The following is a 16,545-nucleotide window of genomic DNA, read 5'->3' on the forward strand; positions in this document are numbered from 1 at the left end:
AAAATAAAAAAAGCAAAAGCCGACGCACAGTTGCTGTGCGTCGGCTTGCTTGTCACATTACCCCTCCCCCACTGGGGGGAGATCAGGGGTCACCAGACCAATTTCTTGGCCGATGATGATTTTTTTACAGTTTCTGACCGCAATTGGGGCAGAAGTTGCAATCCTCAACCGGAACGTCCACCTTGCAGGTGGGGCAGGTCCCGGCCTCGGGGCCGAGTTCCACCAGCAGCTCCCCTTCCACCACCGGGATCATCTTCTTGTCCTCGGTGTAGTTGGCGGACTTGATGACCCTGCGGACCATGCCCGCCACCGGGGCCAGTACCGACTTCTCCTGCTTCATGATGGAGATGTTGAACAGCTCCTCGCCAGCCTTGACGCGGTCGCCGGGGCGGACGTGGGTAACCCACAGGTCGCCGTTGCTCGGCGAACCGACGTGGAACGGGTTGGACGGGTCGGCCAACTCGGTGGCGTCCTTGCCGCCCACTTCCGGCTCGGCCACCTTGACCTGGTGGCTCATGATCTCGGAATCGAGCACATAGCGGACAACGGCCATGCCGTTCTCGTCGGGCTCGGAGATGTCGAGAATACGCATGAGGTGAGGCTTCTTGCAGTTGCCCTGGAACTCCAGAATCTCGCCCTTCTCCAACCCCTCGAACCAGACGTCGACAGGCAGGTTGTTGATATTGCCGAACTTCTCGCAGAAGTCGATAGTCGTGATGGCGTCGCCCGGGTGGTTGAGGTACATGATGAACTCCTCTTCCGTGGGCTGCCTGTGCAGCCGGGACTGCAACGCCTTCTTCTCCGCCTGCAGGTCCACATCCTTGAGGGTGGTCAGCGGGGAGGCCTCGGTGCGCTCCTTGATGGCGGTCTCCCAGCCGGAGCCGAAGGCCGAGGTGTAGACCCAGTCCGCCGGGAAGCCCAGGGGCAGTTTGCCGAACTTGCCGAGCAGCAGGTTGCGGAAGGCGTCGTTGGAATCCCGGTAGAGATCCAGGCGCGCATCGCGTTCCAGGCTGGTCAGGTCGGACTCGTTGCACAGGGTGACGACGTCGAGGATGTTCAGCAACCGGCGCACTTCGCGCTCGCCGCCCCGCTTGTACGCGCCGGTGACCGCCAGGAACGCGGTGTTCCAGGTGATCTGCGAGCCGGGAGTGACGTCGTGATAGCGGACGATCTTGCGGGTCCCTTCCAGGAACTTGAGCATGTAGGGCAGCAGCTTGATGTACCCCTGCTTGAGCGCGCCCTCCTGCGAGGAGGACGTCGCCCCGCCGGGCATGCCGTGGCGGACCACGTCGTGGTCGATGCCCTGGAAGTACGGCGCGGTGTACCGGTCGTAGTAGGGCATGATCTGCTTGAGCTGGAAGTTGGTGGCCCGGATCATGTCCTTATCCAGATGGGTCTTCAGGCCGATCTCATCCTCGATGTACGCGGCGGTGGACAGGACCTCGCCCTGGCCGTACCAGCGCACGCTCGCTCCGATGGCCACGTCCACGATGTGCGCGCCGGCCTCGGCGGCCGCGCCCATGGTCGGTACGAACAGCCCGTCGGTGTAGTGCCGGTGGGAGTGGATGACCAGTTCGGGATATTTCTTGGTGATGGCCCCGATCAGCTCGCGCATGAACCTGGGCGGGCAGACGCCGGCCATATCCTTGAGGCCGAGGATGATCATCTGCTCGGCCTTCTTCTTGCTGACCCCGCCCGCCTCGGCGCACATGGTCACGATCTCGTCGGTCACGGTCAGGTAGCGGTCCACGTCGAACCCCTTGGCCCAGGACAGGGAGATGGCGGGTTCGAAGATGTTCCGCTTGGAATTCATGGCCACTTCGGCGAAAGGACGCATGTTATCGACATGGTTGAGGAAATCGAAACAGCGGATGACTTCGTAGTGCTCGTTGATCATCTCGCCGGTGAGCCGCATGACGTTCTTGGGCTGCGGTTTGTAGCCCAGGACGTTGGTGGACCGGATGAGGATCTGCTTGAGGCTGTTGGGAGCGAATTTGTTCCACTCCGCAGCCTCGGAGAACGGGTAGGTCATGTTGGCCAGCATGGCCACGTGAAAATGCGCCCCGCCGCCGTTCTCCAGGGAGAAGAAGCCGCACTTGTCCAGCGAGGGACCGATGATGCGGTCTTCGGCCAGCCGGAAGCGGTTGCCGCTGTTGGACTGGGTGATGTCGCGGGTCGTGGTGTCGGTCATGTGGATGATGCCGGCCTCACGGTCCGTGCGCAGGGTGTCGAGGATGGCCTCGCGGTCCATTTTGCGCGAGAAGCGCGGCTCGAACCACGTGGACACCTCGGGCGGCTCGGCCAGGGAGAAGCGCCCCACCCGCTTGTCGTCGCGGCTGCGGTAGTCGCCGAGCTGGACATACTTGTTGTGGCCCAGCGCGGAGATCTCGGCCACCAGCCGGGTCAGGCGCAGGGAATCCGGCTCGCGGTCGGAGTAGTCCATGAGCTCCGCGTAGCTCTGGCGCACGAAATTGGTGTCGTACTCAGCCTCGATGAACCGGGGATGGCTCACGATCTTGCGGTGGAACGGAATGGTCGTCTTCAGCCCGCCGACCATGTACTCGCGCAGGGAGCGGTTCATCAGGGCAACGACCTTGTTCCAGGAGTTGCCGTAGGCAATGAGCAGCGCGGCCGCCGAGTCGTAGTTGGACGGGAAGCGGTATCCGTCGCCCACGCAGGAGTCGATGCGGATGCCCTGGCCGCCGGGCGAGACGTAGCGGGTGATGCGCCCGGAGTTGGGTTCGAAATTCTTCTGCGGGTCCTCGCAGTTGATGCGGCACTGCATGGCCCACTGGAACGGTTTGGTGTTCTCGTCGTTGAGGCGGAGCTGGGCGCCGAAGGCGATGGCGATCTGCTCCTCCACCAGGTCGATGCCGTAGCGGCATTCGGTGATGCCGTGCTCCACCTGAAGCCGGGTGTTGACCTCGATGAGATACGGGACGCCTTCGGCGTCCACCAGGAACTCCACGGTGGCCAGGGAGTAATAGCCCACGGCGGACACCAGGCGGCGGGAATATTCCTTGAGCTGCGCGCGCAGTTCAGGCGTGTACTTGGGCCACGGCGAGGGAGTGATCTCCACCAGCTTCTGGTGGTTGCGCTGGACCGAACAGTCGCGCTCGTCCAGGCAGAAGACGTTGCCGTACTGGTCGGCGATGACCTGGATTTCGATGTGACGCACCGAGGTCAGCAGCTTTTCGACGTACAGGCGGGGGTTGCCGAAGGACGCCTGGGCCAGGGCCGAAGCCTTGGAAAAGGCGTTTTCCAGGTCCTCGTCCTGATAGACCTCGTAGATGCCGCGTCCGCCGCCGCCGCCCTCGGCCTTGAGCATGACCGGGAAGCCGATCTCCTTGGCGATGGCTCGCGCCTCCGGGATGGAGACGGCCCCTTCGGAGCCGGGCACCACGGGGACGCCCTGCTCGATGGCCAGTTTGCGCACGGCCACCTTGTTGCCGAGGATGCGCATGGGCTCCTGTTCGGGCCCGATGAAGATGATGCCTTCCTTTGCGCATTTCGCCGGGAAGGCGTCGTCTTCGGAACAGAATCCCCAGCCGGGGTGGATGGCGACGATGTCGTTCGCCTTGGCCTCGCGGATGATCCTGTCCATGTCGAGATAGGCGCGGGGGTCGGAACCGAGCATGAGCAGCTCGTTGGCACCAGAGGTTGCCGGAGAGGTTTTATCAACGTCGGTGGCGGTCATGATCGCCTTGGCGTTGAACATTTCGGTGATGGAACGGCAGATGCGGCGCGCCGGAATACCCCGGTTGGCGACGAGAATCCGCTTCCCCTTGACCTCTTCGAGTACCTGTTCAAAGGACTTCGGCTTCATGAATCTCACTGGTCTCCTGGACGGAAAATAACAAAAACCCTCACGGCCCCTCCAGCCACGTTCGGGGCCTAGAGAGGAAAAATCGAGCCGGAATGCAGCACCGATCTTTCACCCCCACGCAGCAAAACGAGTCCACCATCCAAGGAGAGGCCCGCCAAGGCGGCCTCATAAGAGGTGTCGTCCCCTTCCCTGACCAAGATAGTTCGTCCGAACCAGGCGAGCTTGCTCTCGAACATTGTGATGAATCGAGTGGGTGGAATCTCGTCGAGCATGACTACATACACGCTTTTCCCACGGCTTACAAGCGTCTCAACAAGGGTGCCGGGGCCGCCGGAAAAGTATGGAAGGCGGGTTTTTCCCGCCGGAACTGAATGATCTTCGCGCATCTGCAAATCAGACGGACAGTCCGCAAGATTAAGCCCTGCGCCGACGATGGACACGCCGTTTCGCTCTTCGATCAATATGCCCCCAACCTTGCGGTTGTTCTGAAGTATATCGTTCGGCCACTTGACGCGGAACTCCCCTCCCAGTCCGGTCAGGACCTCGGAAACGACGTGTCCGGCCACCAGGGGGAGCAGGTCGCGCATGGCCCCGGCCCACGCGCCATCGGACGGTGTCGGCGGGAGCACTATGGAGGCGTGGACGTTGCCGGGCAGGGACTGCCACGGCCGCCGGAGCTGTCCCCTGCCCTCGGTCTGGCGGGCGCAGACGACCGCGCCCCACGGTCCCAGGACTCCTTCCTCCACCAAGCGTCGGGCCAACTCCATGGAGCTGGCGCAGGACTCGGCCAGGACCACGGTGGCCGAAGTCTCCCGCCGCGCCCGCAGCCAGTTGTCCGGCGCGTCCGGTCCTGCCGGTTCCCACGGGCCGAGGGCGCGCATGTCCTTATCCCAGGACGGGTGCAGGGCCGACAATCGCTCAGGGTCGGCCTCCATGAGATAAATTCCTGTTGGAATCATGGTTTACCTTGTGCTAGAAGTAGGCAATGAAGCTGTACCTGGCTGGCGGCGCAGTCCGCGATCTCTTGCTCGGCAAGCCCCTGCACGACCGGGACTATCTGGTCACCGGAGCGACCCGCGAGGAATTTGTGAAGACCTTTCCCCAGGCCCAGGAGGTGGGCCGGGCCTTCCCGGTCTTCCTGGTCGACGGCGTCGAATTCTCCTTTCCCCGCGCGGGTTCCCTTGAAGAAGAAGTAAAAGCCAGGGACCTGACTGTCAACGCGCAATTGCTCGGCGAGGACGGCGAATTGATCTGCCACCCGCAGGGGCTGGAAGACCTGAGAAAACGCATCCTCCGCCCCGCCTCGTCCCACTCCCTTTCCGACGACCCCCTGCGCGTGTTCCGGGCCGCCCGGTTCTGGACCCGTTTTTCGGACTTCACCCCGCACGGCGAACTGATCTACGCCATGCGCGACGCTTCGGCCCAGGGGCTGCTCAAGACCATTGCCGCCGACCGGGTGGGCCAGGAGCTGCAGCGCTCCCTGGAAGGCGCAAAGCCCGGCAATTTCCTCCGGCTCCTGGCCGAGGCGGACTGCCTTGACCCCTGGTTCTCGGAACTCAAGATGGCCAGGAATATTCCGGCCGGGCCGCCCGCCTATCACGACAGCGACATCTTCGAGCACACCTGCACGGTCATGGACCGGCTGGCGGGTGATCCCATGGCCGCCTGGATGGGACTGTGCCACGACCTGGGCAAGACCCTGACCCCGCACGACAAGCTCCCCCGGCATCACGGGCACGACCTGGCCGGGGTCGCCCTGGCCGAGACCCTCGCCCTGCGCCTGCGGCTGTCCAACGGACACAAGGTAGCGGGCATGAAGGCGGCCCGCTGGCACATGACCGCGGCCAGCTACCCGGCCCTGCGCCCTTCCACCAGGGTGGACCTGCTCATGGACCTGCACCTCTCCCGGACCCTTGAACCGCTGTTCCGGCTGGTCCGCGCCGACCACGGCGAAGACTTCGCCGACCGGGCCGAGCGCGACCTGGCCGTCATCCTGGCCGTGCGTCTCGCCCCGAAGGACAGGAACCAGGGAGCCGCGTCGGGCGAGAAACTGCGCTCCCTGCGCGCCATGAAGCTGAAAAAGGTGGATGGCGGAGCAACTCCGTTTTGACAAAAACACCCCGACCGCATAATACTATGCCTGACTGAGCCGAACCACAGTAAACACAGCAACCGACCGACATGGATGGAGAAAACCGCATGAGACTCGTTACCCGTTCCGACTTCGACGGCCTGGCCTGCGCCACCCTGCTCAAACAGCTCAATCTGATCGACGATTATCTGTTCGCCCATCCCAAGGACCTGCAGGACGGCCGCGTCGAAGTCTCCGCCAACGACATCCTGGCCAACGTGCCGTACGTCGAGGGGTGCGGGCTGTGGTTCGATCACCACACCAGCGAGCAGGACCGACTGGGCGACATCCGGTTCGAGGGCGAAAGCAAGCCGCTGCCCAGCTGCGCGAGGGTGATCTACGAGTATTACGGGGCCAAGAAGTTTCCGGCCTCCTACTCCGCCTTCATCGAGGCCGTAGACAAGGTGGATTCGGCCAACCTGACCGCCGAGGAGATCACCAACCCCACGGGCTGGGTGCTGCTCGGCTTCATCATGGACCCGCGCACCGGCCTGGGCCGCTACCGCGACTTCCGCATCAGCAACTACCAGCTGATGCTCGACATGATCGAATACTGCCGCTCCAAATCCGCCGAAGAGATCATCGCCATCCCGGACGTGCGCGAACGCATCGAAAAGTATTTCGCGGACCAGGACGACTTCATCAAGATGCTCAAGGACAACGCCGAGGTGCACGGCGACGCGGTCGTCCTGGACCTGAGGGACCAGGACCCCATCCACTGCGGCAACCGGTTCATGATCTACACCCTGTTCAGCGAGTGCAACATCTCGATCCGGGTCATCTGGGGATTCAAGAAGCAGAACGTGGTCTTCACCGTGGGCCACTCCATCCTCAACCGCACGAGCAAGGTGGACGTGGGCGCGCTGATGCTCTCCCTGGGCGGCGGCGGCCACAAGGCCGTGGGCACCTGCCAGGTGGCCGAACCGGACGCGCCCGAGACCCTGGCCAAGATCATCGAGCGGATCAACGAGCAGTCGTAACCGGGCGGGCTATCCGCCCGCAAGCTCCTTCATGGCCTGACGGGCCTCTTCCCTGCGCCGGGCGTACAGCTCGGCGCAGAAGTTTTCCAGGGGTTCGCGGACGTCCTTCAGGGGCGGCAGGTCCGCCACCTCCGGGAACTGGTACCCCTTGAAGTCGATGGGCACGAAGCACATGTCGTTGTCCAGCCCGCACCCTTCCTTGAGATAGATGTCGCCCATGATCTGCTCCCGCTCCATCTGGACCGGGTTCAGCCGTTTCACCTCGCGCAGCACCGAGGTCACGGACGACTCCTCGTTGGCCTTCCTGATCTTTTCATTGATGTAGGCCGCCACCTCTTCCAGCCGCCGGTAGTGCATGGTCAGCCGCTTGCGTCCCTTCTGGACGGGGTCGTCGTAGTACTGCCCGTGGAGATAGTCCTGGGCCGCCTTGCGCAGCTGCTCGTAGGCGTCGAGAACGCAGGCCGTGAAGCGCCGCTTGCCGGTCAGGGCGAACGGCAGGGATTCGCGGGGGAGGATGCCCGCGCCCTCGGCCTGGGGCATGGAGGCGGGATCGATGCCCAGCCTCCGGAAACATTCGTCCGCCGCCGCCTCGTCGAGCAGCAGGAGCCGCAGGGTGGCCTCGGCGCGGTACAGCTGCTCGACCACGGGCAGGAAGTCGCGGATCATGCCGGAGTATGCCTCCAACGCATTGTCCAGTTCCTTCCTGTTGCCGAAAAAGGATTCGGCCATGTCGGAGACGACATCCTGTTGAAGTTGGTCGGCAAAATCACTGATATCGGACACATTTCCTCCATCCTGATGCATTTATTTCACCAGGAATGGCCATTTTCCTCTCAAATCTCTCCATGGTCAACACATTTGCATTGCTTCAAGCGCTCAAACCCAATAAGGTGCCAGCGTCCAAGCCAAAGCCAACACAAGAGAGCGACATGTTACTGAACGAGCACAAGAGCAAGATCCTGTTCGAAAGAATCGGAATCCCTGTGCCGGAAGGCGCAGCCGTCTTTCCCGGCGACGAGGAGGGATTCTCCCCCGACTTTCCACTGCCCTGGTTCCTCAAGTCCCAGGTGCTCACCGGCGGCAGAGGCAAGGCGGGCGGCATCCTGCGCATCGATGCTGCGGACGACTTCGCCCCCACCGCCCGCAAACTCTTCGGCCTGAACATCAAGGGGCACGCCGTGCCCTTCATCCGCGTGGAACCCGGCGTCGAGATCGGGCGCGAATTCTACCTCTCCCTGACCGTGTCCCGCGAGCGCAAGTGCATCCTGCTCACCGTGGGCCGCGTGGGCGGCGTGGAGATCGAGAACCTGGGCAAGGACAACCTTCTGGTGCAGGAGATCGTCCTGCCGAACGGCCCGGCGCCCAACCAGATCAGGGCGGCCTTCTTCCATCTCGGCCTGGAGAAATCCCAGTTCCAGGAGTTCGCCACCCTGCTCGTGGCCCTGTTCAACGGCATGCTCGACCGGGGTTTGCTCATGGCCGAGATCAACCCGCTCATCGCCACCAAGAACAACCGGTTCCTGGCCCTGGACGGCAAGGTGGAGATCGACGACAACTTCGCGGAGCTGGACCCGGCCACCGAGGAGTATTACCAGCGCGAACACGCCACCGACGAGGAAAACACGGCCCGCGACGCGGGACTGTCCTTCGTCAAGCTGCCCGGCTGGGTCGGCCTGATGGTCAACGGCGCAGGACTGGCCATGGCCACCATGGACCTGCTCAACTTCTCGGGCCTGCCCGCCTCCAACTTCCTGGACCTGGGCGGCGGGGCCGATCAGAAACGCATGGAGACCGCCCTGGCGCTGCTCTTCGGCGACGCCAAGGCCAAGGCCATCTTCATCAATCTTTTCGGCGGCATCCTGTCTTGCGAAAAGGTCGCCCTGGCCATGCAGGGCGCGCTCGGCGGCACGTCCCCGGAGAAGCCCATCGTGGTCCGCATGTCGGGCAAGGACTCCGAGTCCGGCCTGCGCATTCTCAAGTCGCTTGAGGTGGACAACCTGCACATGGTCTCCAACATGCGCGAGGCCATGCAGATTCTGCGGTCCCTCCGCCCGGCGGACTACCCGGCGGTGGAATACCCCACCCCCATGGACCGCCCCCTGGGCGACCGCCCCGCCGCCTCGGGCTACCGGAGCGACGCCGTGTTCGGCATCGACCGCGACACCCCGATCCTGGTCCAGGGCATCACCGGCCGCGAAGGCCAGCTCCACACCCGGCTCATGCTGGAATACGGGGCCAACGTGGTTGCGGGCGTCACCCCGTTCAAGGGCGGCCAGGAGGTCCTGGGCGTGCCGGTCTACGATTCCATTGCCGAGGCCGTGCGCGACCATCGGATCGGGGCGTCCATCATCTTCGTGCCCCCCCGCCTGGCCGCCGACGCGGTGGCCGAGGCGGCGTTCAACGAGATCCCGTGGGCCGTGTGCATCACCGAAGGCATTACCCAGCACGACATGCTGGCCACCTTCGAGCGCATCCGCCGCTCTCCGACCCGCGTGGTCGGCCCGAACACCCCCGGCATCATCGTCCCCGGGCAGACCAAGATCGGCATCCTGCCCCCCACCCCGTTCTCTCCCGGCCCGGTGGCCGTACTCTCCCGCAGCGGCACCCTGACCTACGAGGTGGCGGACCGTCTGACCGCCGCAGGCATCGGCCAATCCCTGTGCGTGGGCATAGGCGGCGATCCCTTCATCGGCGTCTCCTTCGTGGATATGTTCGAAATGATTCGCAATCACGAAGGAACCAAGGCCGTGGTCGTGCTTGGTGAAATCGGTGGACAGGCCGAGGAGAATCTGGCTGAATACGTCCTCCGGACGGGTTTCGACAAACCCGTGGTCTCCTTCATCGCCGGGCAGACCGCTCCTCCGGGCAAACGATTGGGTCACGCCGGGGCGATCCTGGAGAAAGGCGGGACCATCGAAGGCAAGCTCGAAGCCATGAGCCGGGCCGGTTTCGCTGTCTGCCCCAGCCTCAAGGCTGTGGCGGAGATCACGGCCAAGGCACTGAAATAAAAGGAATCAAAGTTGAAGGTACTGTTACTCGACCTGGGCAAGATCATGCGCGGCGGCCAGCGCCAGGTGTTCTACCTCGCCAGGGCCCTGTCCCGCACCGACGGGTTCGAGCCCCTTGTGGCCATCCCTTCGGGCTCCCCGCTCAAGCCCCTGCTGGTGGAGAACGCCATCCCCTTCACCGACCTGCCCTCCCACAGCGACTACAATCCCCTGAACATCCTGCGGGTGCTGTCGGTCATCAAGTCGTTCGACCCGGACATCGTGCACACCAACGATGCCAAGGGCGCGTCCCTGGCCGCCATGGCCAAGAAATTCCGCAAGGGACGGTTCAAGCTGGTGCACAGCCGCCGGGTCTCCTACCGGCTCAAGCCGGGCTGGAGCCGCAAGAAGTATCTGGAGGGCGACCTGCTGGTGGCCGTAAGCCGCGAAATCCAAGACGTGCTCGTCTCCTGCGGCGTACCCGAGGAGAAGACCACCACCATCCACAGCGGCATCGACCCGTCCATGTACGAGGCCGAACCGCGCAAGCACCCCATGCTGACCATCGGCGCAGTGGGCGCGCTCAGCACCCAGAAGGGATTCGAGGTCCTCATCGACGCCCTGGCCCACCTGCGCAAATCCACGGACATGCCGCATTGGCAGTGCATGATCGCGGGCGAAGGCCCGCTGCGCTACGAATTGAAGCAGCAGGCAGAAAAGCTCAAGCTGGCCGACTCCATCCTCTTCCTGGGCTACCGCGACAGCCGCGAGGTCCTGCCGGAGATCGACATCCTGACCGTTCCCTCGGTGGACGGCGAGGGATCGAACGCGGTCATCAAGGAAGGATGGGCCACCCGCACCCCGGTCATCACCTCGGACCTGCCCTCCAATCTGGAGCTGGTCACTCACGAGGAGGACGGCCTGGTCTTCCGCAACCGCGACGCCAAGGAGCTGGCCGATTGCATCGTCAGGCTGGTCAAGGACGAGGCGCTGTCCGCCCAACTGGTGGCCAACGGCACAAGGTCCATGGCCCGCTACACGGACGAAGTCATGGCCGGCAAGTACATGACCCTGTACCGGGGGCTGTGCCGCTAGCCTTTCACGGGGTTCGAACGTCTTGAGTGATCACGTTCCGATCACCGGAATCATTTGAATTTTCCATCCAGAATCAGGTGGGAGAAGTAGCCCAGGGCAAAGGCCGTGTAGAACGGGACGAAGCCCGGGAACAGGTCCGGCACGCCCATGAAGAACGGCACCGCCAGGATGGGCAGCGGGATGAGGAACATGGCCCACCAGGTGTGCGTCCAGCCCCGGTGCGTGCCCACGGCCGGGAGCATGGAGAAGAGCCCGAACCAGGCCGCCCAGACGTACAGCCCCCGGATGATCAGCACCAGGTCCATGACCGCGAAGACCGCGTAATAGAGGTTCTGGCCCTTGGAGTTGGTGTCCACGTCCGGGAACAGCGCGCCGAGCAGGCAGAACCCCACCAGCCCAGCCGCCTGGAGCGGATCGAAGACCAGCCAGCCGAGCAGAACCGCACCCACGACGCCCATGACGCCGAAGAACAGTCCTCCCGCGAGATGTCCCCTGTAATCAGGCATTGTCGAAAAACCCGGAAGACCGCTAGGCGCGGACGGAACGGATGATGAACTCCCTGGCTTCGGAATACAGGCCGGGGATGTCGTAGGGCGTCAGGAACCGGGTACGGACCGCACCCACGATCACGCCGTAGACCATGAAGGCCGCCTGGTTCACTGGCAGCGGGCGGATGGACCCGTCCTCAATGCCCTTCTGCAAAATTTCTTCTATGAGATCAATCAACTGCCTGAACTTGGCCGCGATCTTCTTGCGGTCCAGGTCCGGGTTGTCGTCGCTGAAGGGCGAACACCGGATCAGGGTCGGGAAGGTCTTCACGTTGTCGATGGTGAAGTCCAGATACGCCTTGACGAAGATGCCCATGGCTTCGCAGCCGTTGTCCGCGGCCTCGATGGCCTGGCGCAGGACGCCGATCATGGTGTCGATCAGCTCGGCTCCGGCCTGCATGAAGAGGTTTTCCTTGGAATCGTAATAATGGAAGACCAGGCCGGAGGCCACCCCGGCCTGCTCGGCGACCATCTTCATGGTCGTCCCCGCATAGCCGCAGCGCGCAAACAGCTCCTGGGCCGCAAGCAGGATACCTTCCTTCTTCGTCATGGGGCGCTCCCTTGCAGTCGAAATGTGACAATGAATGGCATTGCTTAGTATGTGAACACGGTTTGTTCAAGGGGTAAATTGAACGGGAGCAGCAAATAAAAAAGGGGCGGAGGCCGAAGCCGCCGCCCCTGGACTGGCGTTTTGCGCCGCCTACATGGCGTTGGAGGACTGCAATTCGTCGATCTGCTTGTCGATCTCCTTTTGCAGCCGCTCGGGCAATCCCATGATGTCGGTGTTCAGGAAGCCGCGTACGATGGTCGAGGTCGCTTCGTCCTCGTCCATGCCGCGCGCCATGAGATACTCGATCTCGTCCTGGGCGATCTTGCCCACGGACGCCTCGTGGGAGAGCTCCACGCCCTCCAGGGAGCCGTCCAGCTCCGGGATGGCCCAGATGCGTCCGCTGCCCAGGATGAGGCCCTGACATTCCAGGTGGCCCTTGCTGGGGGTATGGTGGGCGGCGATGTGGCCCCGGTTAATGATCGTGCCGCCCGAGGCGATGGTCCGGGCGATGATCTCACACCGGGTCTCCGGGGCGTTCATGATCACGCGGTTGCCCATGTCCAGGTGGGACCCTTCGGTGGCGACCACCACGGAGTTGAAGCGGGCCACGGAATCCGGGCCGTTCAGCTCGATGGAGGGGTACATCTGGAGGTCCTTGACCGGCTTGAGCAGCACGTAGTTGGACAGGAACTTGCCGCCCTCCTCGACCACGCCCGCCGAACGCGGCCGCACGGCCACGGATTCGGACCAGTTGTGGACCATGGTGAAGGTCAGGGACGCGTTCTTCTTGACGAAAAACTCGGAGATGCCCAGGTGCGCGCCGGACTTGGTGCCGTGGGCCACGGAACAGCCGGTGATGATGTGCGCCTCGGCCCCCTCCTCGATGATCACGAGGTTGTGGACGTTCTGGCCCACGTTCTCGGACTTGAGCATCAGACAGGACTGGATGGGGTCCTTGATCTTGGCCCCGGCCTTGACCCGGATGAAGTAGCCGCCGTGGAGGTTGTCGTGGGCGGAACGGGTGAACTCGTCCTTGTCCTTGTCCACCAGGGTCCAGTAATACTCCTTGAGGCCGTCGTACTTCTTAAGGGCCTCCTTGATGTCCATGATCTCCACGCCATCGTCCTTGGACTGGCAGTGGACCGCGGACTGGTCCATCTGGAGGTAGGACGCGGAGCGGGTGGACAGGTCGGAGACCACGCCCGCCATGAGGAGCTGATCCTTGTCCTCTTCGGACAGGGCGTTCAGATCGGTGATGGCCTCCTGTTGGAGGCCGTCAAACTTGAAATTCTTCAGATCGACTTTGCTCATATCTATTCTCCCTGCACAGCGGCTAGTTCATGCAGCGGACACATTCCTGGTAGCCGTGCTCCCGGATGTGGTCGAGGATGTCTCTGGGGCGGCCTTCGCAGCACAGATGGCCCTTGTACAGGACCTGGCCCCGGTCGGCGTTGACATAGTCGAGGATATAACCGGTGTGGGTGATGATCAGCCCGGCGGTCTTGACCCGTTCCTTGCGCTCCTTGAGGCTCAGGTCCGGGGCCACGCTGAACTTGCCGTCCAGCACGTCGCGGGCGACCTTGCCCACCAGCTGCATGTTCTCCATGTCCACGCCGGATTCGGGCTCGTCGAAGAGCACCAGGTCGGGCTGCTGGGCCATGAGCTGCAACAGTTCCGAGCGCTTGATCTCGCCGCCGGAGAAGCCCGCGTTGATGTCGCGGTCGAGAAATTCCGACATGTTCACGGTCTCGGCCAGCAGGTCCACGTTCACCACGCCCTTGCGGGAACACATGTTCACCAGGTGGCGGGTGCGCAGCCCGTGGATGGTCGGCGGACGCTGGAAGGACATGCCCATACCCAGGCGGGCGCGCTCGTACATGGGCGCGTGGGTGATGTCCTCGCCCTTGAACAGGATTCGGCCCTTGGTGATTTCGTAGCCGGAGAAGCCCATGAGGGACATGAGCAGCGACGTCTTGCCCGAACCGTTGGGTCCGAACAGGATGAAGGTCTCCCCGTCGTTTATCTGGAGATTGATCCCCTTGAGGACCTCTTTATCGCCGATGTTGACATGCAAGTCTTCAATGGTCAGCATGTGTTTCCTCGCTTTGAATGATGTGCAACAGGGTCAATACTGAAGCACGTCCCGGAAGTCCAGCGATTGATGCGCCGGACAGCCCCAGACACCGCCCCGGACGGGGATTTTGGAATGTACTCGGTTCGACCGAAGGAAGGATACACGATGGCGAAAAAACGCATGAACAACCTTGGCGATCTCAAGCAGCTCAAATTCCGGAAGGAGAAAGAGGATGTCTATTCCCTTCCGTACAAGAAAAATGAGCCTCCCAAGGAAAAAGTCAACCCCGAGGACGACACCAAAGAGCAGGAAATCTTCCTGGCCGCCATGCAGGGCGTGCAGCGCATGGACGGCGAAAGCGGCCGCCAGGTATCCCCTGCCGTGCAGACGGCCGCCGCGCAGCAGCTCTCCGAGGAGGACCAGGCGCGCAACGACCTGGAACGGTTCATGCGCGGCGACATCGAGTTCGAGCTGGAATACACCGAGGAGTACATGTACGGCTACGTGCGCGGCCTGGACATCAAGACCTTCCAGCAGCTCAAGAACGGTTCGCTGAGCGTGGCCGGACACCTGGACCTGCACGGCATGACCTCGGACCAGGCCCGCGACTCGCTGCTCTTCTTCATCCGCGAAAGCTATCTCCAGGGACACCGCTGCGTGCTGGTGGTCACCGGACGCGGCAAGAACTCGCCGGGCGGCCAGCCCATCCTGCGCACCGAGACCGAGACCTGGCTGACCAAGGAGCCGCTCCGGCGCGTGGTCCTGGCGTTCTGCACGGCCCAACCCAAGGACGGCGGCGCGGGCGCGCTCTACGTCCTGCTGCGCCGCCAGAAGAAGACCGAGGGCAAGGTCCAGTGGGACAGGATGATGAACTGGGACGACTGATTCACCCGAAAACCGCTCAACAGGTAAGACGCCCATGAAGAACGACACCCTTTCGCCACACCAGGTGATCGACGCCCTCCTCGGCGTTGTCGGCGAATGCTTTGACGGCGCCCAGGACAAGGGCGCGTTCCTCAACCCCGGTGAAGGCGGGCTGCTCGACCTGCTCGGAACCTTCTCCGCCCGCCAGGCGTCCACCCCGGCGGCCGGAACCTCCATGGCGACCCACGCCCTGCATCTGTCCTTCAGCCTGGACGTCTTCACCGACTGGATAGAAGGCGTCCGGGACAAGGAATACGACTGGAACGCCAGCTGGGAGAAATCCGCGGTCAGCGAAGGGGAATGGCGCGAACTGCTAGAGAGGATAGCCGCCCAGGCCGAAATCCTCAAACAGGCCATCGAGCGGCACGCGCCCAATGACCCGGAGAGCGCCTGGGGCGCGGCGGGAGCATTGGCCCACACGGCCTTCCACCTCGGAGCGCTCCAGGTGAAGGCCGACGTCCTGTCGGGTCGCGAATAGCATGAAAAAACCCCCGCCCTTTCGGACGGGGGTTTTGTTTCGGCTCGTCTAGGCCTGCGCGGGGGCAGCCTCTTCCGGGGCGGGGATGCGATCCGGCCCCCCGGCCAGCCCGGCCATATCCTTGGCCATGGCCAGCTCCTCGGCGGAGAAGATCTTGTTGATGTCGATGATGATGATGAACTGTTCGTTCTGACGGCCCATGCCCTTGATGTACTCGGCATTGATGGCCGCGCCCATCTTCGGTGCGGGCTCGATGGTGTCCGGGGTCATTTCGAACACCTCGCGCACGGAATCCACCAGGGCGCCCATGACCGTGAATTCGCCCTCGAACTCGATTTCCACGATGATGATGCAGGTGTCCACCGTGTCCTCGCCCTGGGACATGCCCAGCTTCAGGCGCATGTCCACCACGGGCACGGCATGGCCGCGCAGGTTGATGACTCCGCGCATGAATTTCGGCGTCCTCGGGATCTTGGTGATGGAGGTCAGTTCAAGCACCTCGCGGACCGTCCCGATGTCCAGGGCGAAGATTTCCTTGCCCAGCGTGAAGGTCAAAAATTGATTGATATCTTTCAGCGCTTCATCAACCATACCAACCCCCTGGTTGTGTATTGTTAATATTTTCCACATCTTGGACGGACAATATCAACTCGCCAACGAAGGTCCGTCCCAAGGGTTGTCCAACAATCTGATTAACTTATTAACCACAGAACCGAAATTATGCCATTATAAATCGGCCCAGTGGTGAAGAAACTGGAAACAGCCGGCCACCCTGCTCTAATCGTCAAAAAAAACACCAAGTTGACATTTTTTCTGAAAAAAGCGTTGACAACGAACCGGTGCGCGGATAGTTACTCACTTCGCGTCGGGATGTAGCGCAGTCTGGGAGCGCACTTGAATGGGGTTCAAGGGGTCGGAGGTTCAAATCCTCTCATCCCGACCAAACGATGAA

Annotated in this window: 14 protein-coding genes and 1 tRNA gene; 7 read left to right on the forward strand and 8 right to left on the reverse strand. The window is 62.8% G+C overall.

Features of this window, described 5'->3' with window-relative positions; genetic code table 11:
- Positions 1-124: 124 nt before the first annotated feature.
- Positions 125-3,826 (reverse strand): pyruvate carboxylase, encoded by a 3,702-nt coding sequence (locus tag AWY79_RS12250; RefSeq protein ID WP_066804297.1) that lies wholly within the window; start codon positions 3,824-3,826, stop codon positions 125-127.
- Positions 3,827-3,894: 68 nt separating this feature from the next.
- Positions 3,895-4,761, reverse strand: a complete 867-nt coding sequence (locus AWY79_RS12255; protein WP_233490917.1) for a biotin--[acetyl-CoA-carboxylase] ligase — start codon at positions 4,759-4,761, stop codon at positions 3,895-3,897.
- Positions 4,762-4,811: 50 nt separating this feature from the next.
- On the opposite strand from AWY79_RS12255, the gene AWY79_RS12260 reads away from it, so the two are divergent.
- Positions 4,812-5,936, forward strand: coding sequence for a tRNA nucleotidyltransferase/poly(A) polymerase-related protein (locus AWY79_RS12260; protein ID WP_066804302.1), 1,125 nt, complete (start codon positions 4,812-4,814; stop codon positions 5,934-5,936).
- An 89-nt stretch (positions 5,937-6,025) separates the two neighbouring features.
- Positions 6,026-6,937, forward strand: a complete 912-nt coding sequence (locus AWY79_RS12265) for a DHH family phosphoesterase (RefSeq protein WP_066804304.1) — start codon at positions 6,026-6,028, stop codon at positions 6,935-6,937.
- A gap of 9 nt (positions 6,938-6,946) precedes the next feature.
- On the opposite strand, the gene AWY79_RS12270 is transcribed toward AWY79_RS12265, so the two are convergent.
- Entirely contained in the window at positions 6,947-7,720 is a 774-nt protein-coding gene (locus AWY79_RS12270) for a hypothetical protein (RefSeq protein ID WP_133987293.1), read from the reverse strand.
- A gap of 146 nt (positions 7,721-7,866) precedes the next feature.
- On the opposite strand from AWY79_RS12270, the gene sucD reads away from it, so the two are divergent.
- Positions 7,867-9,945 carry a succinate--CoA ligase subunit alpha gene (sucD, locus tag AWY79_RS12275; protein ID WP_066804308.1) on the forward strand — a complete coding sequence of 693 codons (2,079 nt, stop codon included), beginning with the start codon at positions 7,867-7,869 and terminating at the stop codon, positions 9,943-9,945.
- A 12-nt stretch (positions 9,946-9,957) separates the two neighbouring features.
- Positions 9,958-11,019 carry a glycosyltransferase family 4 protein gene (locus AWY79_RS12280; RefSeq protein ID WP_066804310.1) on the forward strand — a complete coding sequence of 354 codons (1,062 nt, stop codon included), beginning with the start codon at positions 9,958-9,960 and terminating at the stop codon, positions 11,017-11,019.
- 50 nt (positions 11,020-11,069) lie between these two features.
- On the opposite strand, the gene AWY79_RS12285 is transcribed toward AWY79_RS12280, so the two are convergent.
- From AWY79_RS12285 to AWY79_RS12300, 4 genes are all read right to left on the reverse strand, one after another.
- Positions 11,070-11,525, reverse strand: coding sequence for a metal-dependent hydrolase (locus AWY79_RS12285; protein ID WP_078063768.1), 456 nt, complete (start codon positions 11,523-11,525; stop codon positions 11,070-11,072).
- 22 nt (positions 11,526-11,547) lie between these two features.
- Complete coding sequence (locus tag AWY79_RS12290; protein ID WP_066804315.1) at positions 11,548-12,117, reverse strand: TetR/AcrR family transcriptional regulator; 570 nt, start codon at positions 12,115-12,117, stop codon at positions 11,548-11,550.
- 150 nt (positions 12,118-12,267) lie between these two features.
- Complete coding sequence (locus tag AWY79_RS12295; protein ID WP_066804318.1) at positions 12,268-13,428, reverse strand: SufB/SufD family protein; 1,161 nt, start codon at positions 13,426-13,428, stop codon at positions 12,268-12,270.
- 22 nt (positions 13,429-13,450) lie between these two features.
- A complete protein-coding gene (locus AWY79_RS12300; protein WP_066804321.1) occupies positions 13,451-14,209 on the reverse strand; it encodes an ABC transporter ATP-binding protein in 759 nt (252 codons plus the stop codon).
- A 147-nt stretch (positions 14,210-14,356) separates the two neighbouring features.
- Here AWY79_RS12300 and AWY79_RS12305 point away from each other — a divergent pair, with 147 nt between their 5' ends.
- Positions 14,357-15,076: a Smr/MutS family protein gene (locus AWY79_RS12305; RefSeq protein ID WP_066804324.1), complete on the forward strand. Its 720-nt coding sequence runs from the start codon at positions 14,357-14,359 to the stop codon at positions 15,074-15,076.
- 34 nt (positions 15,077-15,110) lie between these two features.
- Positions 15,111-15,593 carry a hypothetical protein gene (locus tag AWY79_RS12310; protein WP_066804326.1) on the forward strand — a complete coding sequence of 161 codons (483 nt, stop codon included), beginning with the start codon at positions 15,111-15,113 and terminating at the stop codon, positions 15,591-15,593.
- A 48-nt stretch (positions 15,594-15,641) separates the two neighbouring features.
- Here the strand turns inward: AWY79_RS12310 and AWY79_RS12315 are convergent, their stop codons facing one another.
- Positions 15,642-16,184, reverse strand: a complete 543-nt coding sequence (locus tag AWY79_RS12315) for a chemotaxis protein CheW (RefSeq protein WP_066804328.1) — start codon at positions 16,182-16,184, stop codon at positions 15,642-15,644.
- A gap of 275 nt (positions 16,185-16,459) precedes the next feature.
- Here AWY79_RS12315 and AWY79_RS12320 point away from each other — a divergent pair.
- Positions 16,460-16,536: transfer RNA gene (locus AWY79_RS12320), tRNA-Pro, on the forward strand.
- Positions 16,537-16,545: the final 9 nt, after the last annotated feature.

It is taken from the genome of Pseudodesulfovibrio indicus (assembly GCF_001563225.1).
GTDB classification, from domain to species: domain Bacteria; phylum Desulfobacterota; class Desulfovibrionia; order Desulfovibrionales; family Desulfovibrionaceae; genus Pseudodesulfovibrio; species Pseudodesulfovibrio indicus.

Bases quoted from the DNA above. Each gene is read 5' to 3' on its own strand.
- AWY79_RS12250 (WP_066804297.1), bottom strand. From the start codon at position 3,826: ATGAAGCCGAAGTCCTTTGAACAGGTACTCGAAGAGGTCAAGGGGAAG.
- AWY79_RS12255 (WP_233490917.1), bottom strand. From the start codon at position 4,761: ATGGAGGCCGACCCTGAGCGATTGTCGGCCCTGCACCCGTCCTGGGAT.
- AWY79_RS12260 (WP_066804302.1), top strand. From the start codon at position 4,812: ATGAAGCTGTACCTGGCTGGCGGCGCAGTCCGCGATCTCTTGCTCGGC.
- AWY79_RS12265 (WP_066804304.1), top strand. From the start codon at position 6,026: ATGAGACTCGTTACCCGTTCCGACTTCGACGGCCTGGCCTGCGCCACC.
- sucD (WP_066804308.1), top strand. From the start codon at position 7,867: ATGTTACTGAACGAGCACAAGAGCAAGATCCTGTTCGAAAGAATCGGA.
- AWY79_RS12285 (WP_078063768.1), bottom strand. From the start codon at position 11,525: ATGCCTGATTACAGGGGACATCTCGCGGGAGGACTGTTCTTCGGCGTC.
- AWY79_RS12290 (WP_066804315.1), bottom strand. From the start codon at position 12,117: ATGACGAAGAAGGAAGGTATCCTGCTTGCGGCCCAGGAGCTGTTTGCG.
- AWY79_RS12295 (WP_066804318.1), bottom strand. From the start codon at position 13,428: ATGAGCAAAGTCGATCTGAAGAATTTCAAGTTTGACGGCCTCCAACAG.
- AWY79_RS12300 (WP_066804321.1), bottom strand. From the start codon at position 14,209: ATGCTGACCATTGAAGACTTGCATGTCAACATCGGCGATAAAGAGGTC.
- AWY79_RS12305 (WP_066804324.1), top strand. From the start codon at position 14,357: ATGGCGAAAAAACGCATGAACAACCTTGGCGATCTCAAGCAGCTCAAA.
- AWY79_RS12310 (WP_066804326.1), top strand. From the start codon at position 15,111: ATGAAGAACGACACCCTTTCGCCACACCAGGTGATCGACGCCCTCCTC.
- AWY79_RS12315 (WP_066804328.1), bottom strand. From the start codon at position 16,184: ATGGTTGATGAAGCGCTGAAAGATATCAATCAATTTTTGACCTTCACG.